Annotated in this window: 11 protein-coding genes; 7 read left to right on the forward strand and 4 right to left on the reverse strand. The window is 33.1% G+C overall.

The annotated features are described in order from the left end of the window. The first annotated feature begins 158 nt into the window (after positions 1–158). The 7 genes from ACFSSE_RS02265 (at position 159) to ACFSSE_RS02295 (ending at position 6084) form a co-directional block, all read left to right on the forward strand. Positions 159–743, forward strand: a complete 585-nt coding sequence (locus tag ACFSSE_RS02265) for a sensor histidine kinase (protein WP_379040724.1) — start codon at positions 159–161, stop codon at positions 741–743. Positions 744–873: 130 nt separating this feature from the next. Then, positions 874–1455: a response regulator transcription factor gene (locus ACFSSE_RS02270; RefSeq protein WP_379100683.1), complete on the forward strand. Its 582-nt coding sequence runs from the start codon at positions 874–876 to the stop codon at positions 1453–1455. Between the two features lie 86 nt (positions 1456–1541). Then, the gene (locus tag ACFSSE_RS02275; protein ID WP_379100686.1) at positions 1542–2918 is read left to right on the forward strand and encodes a sensor histidine kinase; all 1377 of its coding nucleotides are present in this window, start codon (positions 1542–1544) and stop codon (positions 2916–2918) included. Positions 2919–2971: 53 nt separating this feature from the next. Continuing rightward, a complete protein-coding gene (locus ACFSSE_RS02280; RefSeq protein WP_379040720.1) occupies positions 2972–3259 on the forward strand; it encodes a response regulator in 288 nt (95 codons plus the stop codon). A 6-nt stretch (positions 3260–3265) separates the two neighbouring features. Continuing rightward, entirely contained in the window at positions 3266–3625 is a 360-nt protein-coding gene (locus ACFSSE_RS02285; protein WP_379040718.1) for a helix-turn-helix transcriptional regulator, read from the forward strand. A gap of 232 nt (positions 3626–3857) precedes the next feature. Further along, positions 3858–5615 carry a hypothetical protein gene (locus ACFSSE_RS02290; protein WP_379040717.1) on the forward strand — a complete coding sequence of 586 codons (1758 nt, stop codon included), beginning with the start codon at positions 3858–3860 and terminating at the stop codon, positions 5613–5615. Between the two features lie 31 nt (positions 5616–5646). Next, entirely contained in the window at positions 5647–6084 is a 438-nt protein-coding gene (locus tag ACFSSE_RS02295) for a hypothetical protein (protein WP_379040716.1), read from the forward strand. A gap of 69 nt (positions 6085–6153) precedes the next feature. Here ACFSSE_RS02295 and ACFSSE_RS02300 read toward each other — a convergent pair whose 3' ends face one another. The 4 genes from ACFSSE_RS02300 to ACFSSE_RS02315 all read right to left on the reverse strand — a co-directional run bounded on the left by ACFSSE_RS02300 (position 6154) and on the right by ACFSSE_RS02315 (position 11830). Further along, positions 6154–6477, reverse strand: coding sequence for a hypothetical protein (locus ACFSSE_RS02300; RefSeq protein WP_379040715.1), 324 nt, complete (start codon positions 6475–6477; stop codon positions 6154–6156). 113 nt (positions 6478–6590) lie between these two features. Beyond that, entirely contained in the window at positions 6591–7223 is a 633-nt protein-coding gene (locus tag ACFSSE_RS02305) for a response regulator (RefSeq protein ID WP_379040714.1), read from the reverse strand. After that, on the reverse strand, positions 7220–8875 hold the full coding sequence (locus ACFSSE_RS02310; RefSeq protein ID WP_379040713.1) for a sensor histidine kinase: 1656 nt from the start codon (positions 8873–8875) through the stop codon (positions 7220–7222). Before ACFSSE_RS02310 ends, ACFSSE_RS02305 begins: the two co-directional genes overlap by 4 nt. 540 nt (positions 8876–9415) lie before the next feature. Then, positions 9416–11830 carry a TonB-dependent receptor domain-containing protein gene (locus ACFSSE_RS02315; protein ID WP_379040712.1) on the reverse strand — a complete coding sequence of 805 codons (2415 nt, stop codon included), beginning with the start codon at positions 11828–11830 and terminating at the stop codon, positions 9416–9418. Between the last annotated feature and the right edge of the window lie 246 nt (positions 11831–12076).

A 12076-nucleotide genomic window follows, 5' to 3' on the forward strand; every position in this document is an offset into this window, starting at 1 on the left:
TTCAGCAAATTAGCTTATTAGCTAAAGAGAAAGAGATTAACAATTTAGAGCTACGCCAGAAAAATATCTATTTAGTAGTTTCTATCATCGTTTTATTGGTTTTAGGATTCTCTGGATTTCAGTATTATAAAAAGAGAAAACTAGACGAAAAACATCGGATGCAAGAAGAAAAGCTTCGCATTTCTAGAGAACTGCATGATAATATTGGTGCGCAACTCAGTTTCATTAACGGCTCTATTCAAAGTATGGCAAATGCCGATAGCAAAAACGAACAATTACAACATACGCAACAGGTTACCCAAAATACCATTAAAGAATTAAGAAGTACCGTTTGGTTAATTAACCAGCAGGAGTTTGGTTTAGAAGAGTTTGTTGTCAAACTTAGGGAGTATTTAAAACCATATTATGGTAGTAAACCTAATATTGGCATTGTAAATCAAAGCGATAAAGATTATAGCATTGAACCCATTATTGCCACTAATTTGTTTAGAATTATACAGGAATTGGTAAATAATGCCATTAAACATGCTGAAGCCAATACGCTAGAAGTAAAACTTGTTGCTGAACAAAATAAATTGATAGTTTCTGTTAAAGACGATGGTAAAGGTTATGATTTAAATGCGAAACTTGCGGGCTACGGTTTAAAAAATATACAAGTAAGGGTTAAAACCATGAACGCCACTTGCAATATTGATACAGCAATTAGCTCAGGAACAGAAATTTATTTAACTATTCCCATTTAAAAATATACGTAGATTATCGTATGGTATTGAACTAATAATATAAAGATGTTTGATAAAAATATAAAATTGCCCATTACCATTGCCATAGCCGAAGATAACAGCTTTGCTTTAAAAGCTTGTATGGATAAACTTGCCCCCCCATCGTGAGTTTAAAGTAGTGATGAATGCTTTTAACAGTCAAGAACTTTTAGAAAATTTTGACAAACATCAAATAGATTTAGTGCTAATGGATATTCAGATGCCAGGGATGAACGGCATTCAAGCTACTGAATTAATTAAAAAACAACATCCAGAATTGAAAGTGTTAATGCTTACCACTTTTGATGATGATGAAAACATTTTTAAAGCCATTATGGCTGGTGCAAACGGTTATCTATTAAAAGAAGAAAACACAGAAAATCTTCGTCAATCTATTATAGAAAAATTATCTGGCGGGGCTGCCATGTCGGCGGGTGTAGCATTAAGGGTTTTAAATTTATTACGAAATCCTTTGCCGTCAAAAAGTGCTGAAACCAAAGATTACGGATTAACCAAACGTGAAATAGAACTTTTAAAACAGTTAAAAAATGGTTTAAGCTACGAACAAATTGCGACTAACCTTTTTATCAGTTACGGCACCGTACGTAAACATATCGAAAATATTTACCGAAAATTGCAAGTAAACAACAAAGTTAGTGCGGTTGATGTTGCTAGTAAAAACAGAATCATCTAAATGTTAAATTATTTATTACATCTGTTTTAAAACCCGAATTCCCGCATCTAAACAAAGTATCCAATACGTTTTTATTCCACATTTCAATGCTTTATAAAGAGCCCTTTGTAATATATCTAAATATCTCTGTTTGCTTAATTCTTTTCCTTTTAGCACTTCCAACACTCTTAAATAAAAGAGAAAAATTGAAAGTTAGGTTAGCGTATTTTACTGTCTTTTTTTTTACAGTAATCTCTACCTGTATTATGAATTTGTTTGTTATACACTTTGGTAATTACAAATTAGTTTCTATACTATTTATTTGGTTTTTTATCCCATTATTATTTGGTCCGGCAATTTGGTATTATGTAAAAAGTCTCCTTGGTTATAAAGTTAAAAAAGGAATTATTTTTAGTTTCATACCAGGAGCAATTTCATTTTCATATGGCATTTATCTACTGTTTGTGAGCAATGTAGAAGCAGAAAGAGTCTTTGGAGCTGTAATGTCTGGTCATCACCTGTTTTATGAAATCACAAATTTATTTCCTCTTATTTTAACCATTATCTACTGTGTGAAAGCTTGGTTTTTTTTAAGCAAACTCAAAATAAGTGAATCTGAGAAATTATATGTTCAAACCAAACTAAAAAAGGCTTGGGCTAAAGAATTTGTGTTTTACATTTTTGTTAATGTATTTATTTTTATAATTCTGATGTTGGTATTGATAAAAGGGTACGATGTACCACCAATGAACATGGATCTTATCGGTATGCCAATTTTTATGCTTTTTGTTTATCTGTTAATTGCAGTTAGAACCATGATGATGTACACCGAATTTGAAATTCAATATGTAGTAAGCATCACAGAGAATACAAAAAAAATACAAGAGCAGCGATTAGAAATATCTAGAGACGTACATGATAACATTGGCGCACAACTCACCTTTTTCCGTTCAATTTTAGATGAACTTAAAACTTCATCAGTTCCTTTAGGGGAAACGGTAGATCATAAAATCGAAGATCTTTCTAACTGTTGTAACGACTCTATTTCAGAATTGAGAAATACTTTATGGGTACTCAATTCTGAGGTGATTTATTTGGAAGATTTAAAATTAAAAATCCTAAACTTTATTAACAAATCCTCCTTAGTGAAGAAGAATTTAATTTTTAATACGGCCTTTGATTTTAGTGACAACATAACATTAAGCTCTAAGCAAGCCGTTAATATGTTTAGAATAGTACAGGAAATACTTAACAATGCAATAAAATATGCTGAAGCTTCAACGATTTTAATTGAATTAAAACAGCAAGATAACGTTTTATTAATTTCTATAAGTGATGATGGTGTTGGCTTTAATTTAAATGCTAAATCAGAAGGTTATGGATTAAAAAATATAAAAGCCAGAGTAGCTGATATTAATGGAAGTGTAGAAATCCGTACTGAAATTAGAAAAGGTACTCACTTTGATATAAAACTTACGTTATAAATACGTAGATATTCGTATTTACTGAAAAGGAAAATTTTAGGATGTTTGGTAAGATGTATAAAATACCTATCACCATCGCCATAGCAGAAGATAACCGCTTTGCACTGAGAGCTTGTTTAAATAAACTTTCAGGGTTTAAAGATTTTGTAATAAGTATGACCGCTTTTAATGGCCAAGAACTGTTAGCTAACATTTATAAAGAACCAACGGATTTAATTTTAATGGACATTCAAATGCCCGGAATGGATGGCATAGACGCAACCGCTTTAATTAAACAAAAATACTCACATCTAAAAGTGCTCATGCTAACCACTTTTGATGATGATGAAAACATTTTTTAAGCTATTATGGCTGGTGCAAATGGGTATTTACTGAAAGAGGAAAGCTCGGAAAACCTACGCCAATCTATTATAGAAACGCTTTCTGGCGGGGCGGCCATGTCGGCAGGTGTTGCATTAAGAGTTTTAAATTTATTGAGAAATCCTTTGCCGGTTAAAAACGCTGAAACCAAAGATTATGGATTGACAAAACGTGAAATAGAACTTTTAACACACTTAAAAAACGGATTAAGTTACGAACAGATTGCGACTAACCTTTTTATCAATTACGAGACCGTTCGTAAACACATCGAAAACATTTACAGAAAATTGCAAGTAAACAATAAATTAAATGCTGTTGATCTTGTTACTAAAAACAGGCTTATTTAACAGCAAATTTATAATTACCCCTTCTAAAATAGCAGAAATTTACTTCCTAAGCCGGATAGTAGCGGCATCCCCGAACGACCTCAGAAGTGAGGGATACAGCGAATAGCCGGTACTGTATTTTATTACCTGCAATAATTAATTTACTTCTAACACAATAAATACGCAGTTCTTCGTATGGTTTAAGAACCTCATTTTGTGTCTTTTTGATGTATCAATCAAAAAAGAAAAAACCATGAACAAAAAAATTATTTACGTAACAGCAATGCTGCTTACTTTTAACTTTTGCACTTATGCTCAATTAGGGAAACTTAAAGGCATGATGGGCAAAAAAGACAGTACAAAAACTGAAGAACCTAAAGACAATGCGCCTAAAAAAGAAGGTGGAGGCTTTGGTGCAGGTTTAATGAATAAAGTGGTGGGTAAAATGGCAAAAGCAGCTTTTGCAGTAGGCGGCGGGGCAATGGGTATGGTAGGCAATACTGATGATTTAACAACAGTGAACATCATGCCCACCTTCAATTCAAACTTACACTCTAAGGATGTACAAGAAATTGGACAAGATTTTTTTGGAGGATGGGAACCTGGAGGTTCTATGATATACTTAGGATTTAGCAGCAAAACTAGTTATAAGACAACCAAAATAGACGGCTCGGTTAAAGTTGATGGAGTACCTGCAAATTATATTACTATGGGATTTTATTCAGCCTTATCAAAAGATAAAAAGGCTAGAAAAGTAGAGGTTACAACTGATAAAGGTCAGAATTCTTCTTTTACTCTTAATCCTCCGTCACAAAAAATAAAACTCCTTTCTGTAAACGGACAAACCTCAAACGCTACTTTAGATTTAAGTAAAGACGTGGTTTTAGAATTTGAAGATATGCCCGAGGATACCAAAACTCCAATTTTGGTACAGCTTACCGGTGCTATTATTGGAATTAAAACAATGTATGCAGTAGGCTATTTTTTACCAAAAAAGAAAATAGTTATTCCGCCTGCAATGTTTAGAAACATGGCTGGTGCCGCCGAAGCCAATTTGGGTCTTAATGGTGCCTACATACAAGTTTCAAGAACCAAAGAAGAATCTGCAACTAATGTTACCGGAATTTATCCCGAGGTAAAATATTTCTCGATGGTTAATGATGGGATGTTTGTTAACGTAACCGTAAAACCTACATTTAGTAAAGGGATAGAAGCAAAAGGAAAAGAAGGCCTAACTGAATATGTGGCAACAAAATCTAGTGCTATTAACAGTCCTAATTTTGACAGTATGAAAACTTTAGGCGTAATGAGTTTTTCAGCAAAAGGTAGCACTGCGTTTTACGATCAAAAAACTAAATATGTAATAGGTGGTGGTTACGAAACTACTACTAAAACAGCATCATTCCCTCAATTTCCTACAGAAGTTTGGGACGATGTTTTAAACCAATTGTACAGTAAAATAACTGGGGCTTTAGTAACAGAATTTGGAATTAAGCTTGTTGATTTAGATAAAATTACCAATTCTGTAGCCTATAAAGCTGCTTCGCCATATAATACTACCCCCGAAGAAAACACTCACGACGAATTTTTTGTGACCTACAAAAACACCAAAAGTTTAAGTGGTTTAAGACCATTGGCCGAAACTATGGCTTACAACACCACAGAGCACAAAGTAATGACTGAAACAGGAGTAAATGCTTTATTAAAATTGAGCTTAAATTTTAAACTAAATTTTGAAGGAAGCTCTGCCTATATGACAACCGTAATGGATTACGAGTTAATAGCTCCAATTTTGGGTGACACTTATCAAACTCATTATTTAAAAGGTAGTGTGAGCGCACCAAAATTTCCTTTAAAGAAAAATGAAAAAATTGCTCCTTCTGATTTGGCTAATAAAGTGATTTATATAAACGGTTTAACAGCAGCATTTACCAAAGCCCTACAAGAAATTAAAGCAAAAGAAAAAGCGAATGGAGATTATGATGTAGAATGGGCAGCAATGAATAATTAAATTTTAAAACTTAAAACAAACTAATAAAATCATGAAAAATCAACTTAAAATTATGCTATTATTTGTAGCAGTAATGTTTACAATAGGTTGCGATAAAGAAGATCCAATCTCTACAAATGTTGCAGGAAGTTTAACCGCTAAATTCAATTTTTATAACGCTACAACTCAGGCTTGGTCGGCGCCAGAAAGTTTTACTGCAACAAGTGTAGTAACCACAAAATCCAATAATGATTACACTATTGTAGCCAAAGACGTCAGTAATAATACTTTGCTTTTTTCTGCATCAGCAGTCAATGCAGTAGGTACCTACACAATTAGAGGGACTTACAAAAAAGGAACAGTTGATTATAATGCAGGTAGTGGACAAATGGTTGTTTCTGCTATTAGTGCAAATAGTTTAACTGCAACCGTGATTTTAGAAAACCAAGCATGGTCTTTTTATGATGGTAAATTAACCGCTACTTTTTAAAAAGAAACGTTGAAAATTGCATAAAAAAAGGGGAAATTTTGATAAGATTTCCCCTTTTAAAATTTAACCTTAATTAGGCTTTCTAGTGTGGTGATTGAAATTTTTGTAAGCCGGACCTTTTAACTTTTGGTGTTCGTTACCTGAAGTTGTTACCAAAGCCTGTTCTACATTTGCAGTAGTTTTACCTGGCTTTTGGTTTTTGTATGCTGGCCCTTGTAGGGTGTTAGCCGTGGTTGCCGAATATACCCTAGTTTCTACAGGCTTATGCATCCATGATTTAAAATTTTTATATTCTGGACCTTTTAAATCACTTTGTTTAACATCACTTTTTTCTTGTGCTAAAGCACCAAATGAAATTACAAATAGTGCTAAAATTATTGCTACTTTTTTCATAACTGTTATTTTTAATTTTCATATTAAATATACAGTCAACAGAAGCCTTATGCTGATATGAGAAATTACGCTTTTTATATCCGTATTTATACGTAGTGATTTGATCTGAAATACTAAATCAAATTAATTTCTGTGGCTTTTTTAATAAGCTCGGCGGTGTTTTTTACTTCAAATTTTTTAAGAATATTGGTTCGATGAGTTTCAATAGTTCGTGTACTTAAAAATAGTTGCGAAGCAATTTCTTTAGTTGTTAAACCCTTAGAAATCAGCTCTAAAACCTTAGTTTCTTTGTTTGATAAAATATTCTCACTAACGCTTTGGGTTGACATAAAATCTATCATTTTTTCAGAAATATCCGTACCAAAATGTTTTTTTCCTTTGTAAACAGTTCTAATTGCAAAAACTAATTCAGATTCGTCAGTATTTTTTAACAAATAACCATAAGCGCCCATTTTAGCACATTTTGCAATATAATTTCCCACACTGTGCATAGAAATTACAATAGGTTTAATATTAGAGTTTATGTTTTTTAATTCCTTTAAAACCTCAAAACCATCCATATTGGGCATGGTCAAGTCAAGTAAAACAATATCAGCTTCAAGCTTGCTCTTAATCACTTCCATCAACTCAAAACCATCGGCAACACTTCTTACAATTTTTATATCCTCATGCTTTTTAAGTAATTCTGCAAGCCCAATTCTAAAAAGCTCATGATCATCGGCTATTATTAATTTAATTTCGTTCATAGTTTAATAGGTAATTCAATTTCGAAAGTTGTATTTCCAATTAAGGCATTAATCAAAATTTCGCCATTGCAAATTTCAACACGCTCTTTAATATTTACAATTCCAGATCCTAGTTTAACTGTCTCCATATTAAAACCAATCCCATCGTCAAAGTAAAAAAGCGAGATAAAATCATCAAATTCTGATAAGGTAATTCGGATGTTTTTGGCTTTAGCATGTTTTAGAGAGTTATTTATTAATTCTTGGCTTATTCTGAAAAGATTGGTTGCTTGGTGACTAGAAATATTAGAATTTTCTTGTTTGGTCAAATCCTCATACACAATATTTATACTAGTTGATTTATTTAAGCTTTTGATATAGTTTGTTAGTGTTGCCCCAATTCCAAAATCATCTATCGAAGCAGGCATTAACGCATTCGACATTAACCGAATTTCTGAAATAGTTTCGTCAACTATTTTTTTCATTTCAGTTTTCTTTAGTTCATTATTAACATTGTTTTCGATATAATGCTTTAACGATGTTAAATAAGGACCTAAACCATCATGGAGTTCACGCGATAGTCGCCGTCTTTCATTTTCCAAACCATCAACCATCAAGCGTTTTGCCATCATTCTGGTATCATCTTCTTTATTTTTAAAATCGATGAGTTTATTTCTCATCGTTATTAAGCTTTTTCCTAACATATCATCAGCACTTTTGGGTTCGTAAGCTGTTTTTAAATTCATGTTACCAATCTCGTCAGAAAATTTTACAGCACCTTGTAACGAAGCTTTTAGGTTCGATAGCGCATCAAACATTTCTTTTATTTCATTTGAACTTCTCTTGTATTGGATGTTTTGATTATAGTCGCCTTTAGCCATCACTTTTAGACTATTTTGCATGCTCTTTATGGGGTCAACAATAATTTTGGTTAAAAAAAGAGATAAAGTAACCGCAATTAAAAAAATAACAAAAGTTAAGGTCATCAATCTTGTTTTTAATTTTTCTAAAGGTCTGTTAACCTCGCTTACATCAATTTCAGAAAGAATAACCAACTTTAAGTTCGAAATTTGAATAAGTCTGTAAACGCTGTAAACCGGAATACCACGATAATCATTAAAAATACCTCTCCCATCAATTCCTTTTAATGCGCCAATTACTCCTTGTGTTTTTACAGGTATATCGTAAGGTTTTTTATCAGGAAAAAAGCGAGATTTAGAACGCATGCGAAAATCCTCGCCTACAAGATAGGTTTCGCCACTTTCGCCCATACCTGTACGCTCTAAAAGAATATTTTGTATTTTACTATAATCAATAACCTTAATTTTTTTGCCTTTTTTAGTGTTTAAAATAAAACCTATTGTTGCTAATTTATTTTTGTGATAAGGCGTCAAGTCGTGAATGCCATCTATATTTTTAATACTATCCGAAAGCACCAAATTATTTTTATGAATATCTTCGCTGTATATTTCAGATTTTTGGAAACTTTCCCATTCTGTTTGTATTAAATTTTCTATTTGTATAGTTTCAAGCGTTTCAATAGAGTTTAACTGCATTAAAATACGATCATTCAAAACACTTGCAAACTGCTTGTAAAACGAAAAAGACAACAAAGCAATTACCAATAAAATTAAACTATTAATAATAATGATTACTAGCGTTTTAATGTTCATAAAAATTTTGTTAAAAATCTTGTTGTCTTATTAAAAAATTGTTGTTCAAAATATTCTTAAGGGGGTTTCAAACTTAGGGTTGTTTTTTAACCTAGCCTTGTAAAGATAATAATTACGCAAGCACCAAAATTAAAATTAGATCAATTTTCTTCTGGCTTTTAAGTTTTTTTGTTTTGAAAAAGTAAACAGCGTTTCATAGGAACCGGTAGTCCCGTCTTCCGCTAAATCTTTTTTGCTTAATCCATCCGCTTCGTTTCGGTTGCGCAAAACAGGAGGATACCGCTTGACCAGGTTTATACCTAAGGCAGTGCAGCAAACCTAAAGAAGATTAATATTTCTCTTAGCTTTTATTCATAATCCAATCATTTCCACTCGGTCTTTGTCCTCACAGACCGAAAAAATAAGGAGTATAAACGGTGTAGATGCTCTGTGAGGACAAAGACTATGGCATGAAAAATCAAGAACACACCCTAAACCGTACCTTAACAAAAAAGCCTCGGGAAATCTCCCGAGGCCTAAACTGTAATTTATACGAGTGTGTTAAAATTTCACTCCTAAAGAAAGATAAGCAATACGACCATCAGCTGGCATAATTCCAGGACCTGGGTAACCACCAGCTCTACGGGTAAAATAGCGTTCATCTGTTAAGTTATTAACACCGGCTTTAATGTTATAGTGTTTTAAAAATTTATAGCTAGCTGATAAATCTTGTACGCTGTAAGCTGGAATCAAACCTGTTGTAGCAGCAGCATTTGGCGTTTCTGTATTAGAAGCATCGGCATAAGCCTTGCCAATTTTACTTAACTGCCAAGTAATAGAAAAACTTTTAAAATCATAAGTTGCACCAAAACGGTTGATACTTCTTGGTGCATTTTCTACTCTTTTTCCTGCTAAATTACTTTCCACTACTTGTCCGTTGCTTACAGATGTAGTTTTAAAATCTTGGTAAGTAGCATCAATATGAGCTAGTGACGCAAATAAGCTTACGTAACCCACATTAGAACGCTTAAAAATTGCAGTAATAGGGTTCACTTCAATATAAGCTTCAAAACCTTTACTTACAGACCTACCCAAATTTGTACGGAATTGGAAAGGTTGTGAGTTGGAATTTAACTGTGTAATTGTTCCAATGCGGTTATCATAGTTTAAGTGAAAATAGTCAACATCAAAATTTAAGTAATTACTTACTTTACCGCGGTAACCAAAATCAAAATTATAACCTCTTGCATCTTGTAAATTTGGGTCAATAACATCTGTGGTAGCAGGTGGAGTTAAATCAGAAATTAATACCGGACGATAAGCTTGTGAAATGTTTGAGTAAAATTTAGTTGTTGGTGTAATTTTATACTCGGCACCTGCACCAAAAAGTAAGAAGTTACGTTTACGGGTAATAGGAGCTAAGTTAGATGTTGCATTAAACTGACCTTCCATAGTTGAGCTGATGTTCTCTAAACGTACACCACCTGTTACCAAAAACTTATCAGTTATATGGAAAATATTTTCTACAAAGGCTGCTGAGTTTACGTTGGCAAAATCAAGGTTACGTGGGTAAGCACCGCTTGATAAATTAAAATCCATTTCAGTGGCTGATGTACCCACACCAAATTGTTTACGGTCTATATGGCCATTAAAATATCTTACACCAGCAGCTAAAGTATTGTTTAAGCCAAAAACTTTATAGTCTGTTAATAAGCGTAATTCAGAACCGTAAGTGGTATAATAATCACGGTCCACTTGTCTGTTGCCTAAATTATCTGGGATGGTGATAGCACTAACAAAACCAACGCTGTTTCTTTCTGCAATAGTACCAAAGGCTTTCCAACTTAATTTTGTTCTCTCGTTAAATACATATTCTGCATTAAGGGATGGTATAAACCATGGCGTACTAAACCAGTTTCTTCCTCTTAAACTCTGGCGGGCATCTTGGTTAAACTGTACATCTGTTAAACCACCAGGTTGTTGGCTTTCTGTAGTCATATAAGTAACCTCCGTACCTATTTTAAATTTTTTAGAAACAGCATAGCTTAATTCAAGATGCGCATGGTCTGTATCAAAGTATCCATTATCTCTCCAGCCGTCACCTCTACGTTTCTGATAGTAAGCAGTATAACTTAAACGTCCAACAGTACCGCCTACATAATTAAAAGTACTTAATAAACCGTTGCTACCTACGGTGTTTTGAGACTCAATAGTAAAACGTGTAGATATATCAGGTTTACGCAACACGAAATTCATTAAACCACCAAACTGAGGACCATATTGTAATGATGATGCTCCACGGATAATCTCTATACGGTCTACAACTTCCATTGGTGGGGTATAATAAGCTTCTGGATAACCCATTGGGTCGGGCGTAATGTCATATCCATCCATTCTCACGTTAAATTCCCATGACCGGTTAGGGCTTAAACCACGTGAAGCAACACCTAACTGTATACCAGAACCATCATTTTCCCAAACAGAAATACCTGGTGTGCGTCCAAAAATTTGGCGACTGTTATTCATAGCCAAGTTAGCATTGATATTATCTAGTATAATTAATTCATTTTTTTTGGCTGCATTGATTCGGAAATCGGTAACCTCAGATAGCGTTTCGTTACCTTTTATTCCTCTTCTTGTAGATACTTCTACCTCGTTTAAAGAGATGCCATTGTCTATTAGTTTAAAATCAACAGATAGACGTTGGTTGTCTAACAAAGTAACCGTAGAAGTTTTATTTTTCATACCAATAAAACTTACTAAAATGGTATAATCACCTTTTTCTAATCCTTTGATAACATATTCGCCCTTATTATTGGTTTGCGCACTTCTTACCGTTCCTTTTAAACTAATGGTGGCCCCAACCAATATTTGGTCGTTATTGTCAACAACTTTTCCGCTTAAGGCAGCTTTTTGTGCAAATACTAAACTTGTTATAAAAACAAAAATTAGCAGTAAAGTAATACGTAATTTCATTTATGCGCTTTAAATTAGACTGATTATAAATAACGGGGGCAAACGTATTTATTATTTAGATTAAATCCAAATAAAAAAGACATAAATTTTTCTGGAAATTGGTGTTGTTTCTTTAGCTGTTAATTTAAATCCAAATTTTATTTAAATAATTGATAATTAGCTGTTATTAGCTTTGCTGTTTAGTGGAGATCAGTTATTTTGAGGTAATAAATTTGCTCACAGCTACTTTTTAATAGCCATTAAGAA

It is taken from the genome of Pedobacter alpinus (assembly GCF_042684645.1).
GTDB lineage: Bacteria > Bacteroidota > Bacteroidia > Sphingobacteriales > Sphingobacteriaceae > Pseudopedobacter > Pseudopedobacter alpinus.

Excerpts from the sequence above, each read along its gene's own strand:
- ACFSSE_RS02265 (WP_379040724.1), top strand. The coding sequence starts at position 159 with ATGCAAGAAGAAAAGCTTCGCATTTCTAGAGAACTGCATGATAATATT.
- ACFSSE_RS02275 (WP_379100686.1), top strand. The coding sequence starts at position 1,542 with ATGCTTTATAAAGAGCCCTTTGTAATATATCTAAATATCTCTGTTTGC.
- ACFSSE_RS02280 (WP_379040720.1), top strand. The coding sequence starts at position 2,972 with ATGTATAAAATACCTATCACCATCGCCATAGCAGAAGATAACCGCTTT.
- ACFSSE_RS02285 (WP_379040718.1), top strand. The coding sequence starts at position 3,266 with ATGGCTGGTGCAAATGGGTATTTACTGAAAGAGGAAAGCTCGGAAAAC.
- ACFSSE_RS02290 (WP_379040717.1), top strand. The coding sequence starts at position 3,858 with ATGAACAAAAAAATTATTTACGTAACAGCAATGCTGCTTACTTTTAAC.
- ACFSSE_RS02295 (WP_379040716.1), top strand. The coding sequence starts at position 5,647 with ATGAAAAATCAACTTAAAATTATGCTATTATTTGTAGCAGTAATGTTT.
- ACFSSE_RS02300 (WP_379040715.1), bottom strand. The coding sequence starts at position 6,477 with ATGAAAAAAGTAGCAATAATTTTAGCACTATTTGTAATTTCATTTGGT.
- ACFSSE_RS02305 (WP_379040714.1), bottom strand. The coding sequence starts at position 7,223 with ATGAACGAAATTAAATTAATAATAGCCGATGATCATGAGCTTTTTAGA.
- ACFSSE_RS02310 (WP_379040713.1), bottom strand. The coding sequence starts at position 8,875 with ATGAACATTAAAACGCTAGTAATCATTATTATTAATAGTTTAATTTTA.
- ACFSSE_RS02315 (WP_379040712.1), bottom strand. The coding sequence starts at position 11,830 with ATGAAATTACGTATTACTTTACTGCTAATTTTTGTTTTTATAACAAGT.